This window comes from Vibrio sp. HI00D65, from assembly GCF_001635455.1.
Taxonomy (GTDB): Bacteria; Pseudomonadota; Gammaproteobacteria; order Enterobacterales; family Vibrionaceae; genus Vibrio.
The window spans coordinates 1-252 of the sequence record NZ_LWEH01000473.1 but is presented as its reverse complement, the minus strand read 5'-3'; the positions used below and the strand labels follow the sequence as shown (position 1 = coordinate 252).

Below are 252 nucleotides of genomic sequence, written 5' to 3'. Positions count from 1 at the left end.
CTGGTTATCTTGATATGGGCGAGCAATGTAGGCAATAAAACCCACTTGCTTAGCATGTATTTCGTCTTGCTTACGCGGATCAGCAGAGATCATGACAAGCTTAGGGCAAGCTTTGCCAAAGCGCTCGATCAGGTTTCTTGCAAGCTGGAACCCATCGATGGAAGGCATCACTTTATCAATCAACACTAAGTCATACGGCGAAGCATTTTCGATAGACTCTGAAACGAGCTCTAACGCTTGGGTTGCGGTTTC

Annotated in this window: 1 protein-coding gene; it reads right to left on the bottom strand. The window is 46.4% G+C overall.

Annotated elements, in window-relative coordinates; translation table 11 throughout:
- Positions 1-252 (bottom strand): response regulator (locus A3712_RS22890; RefSeq protein WP_157618860.1); only part of this gene is annotated, 252 nt, incomplete at both ends.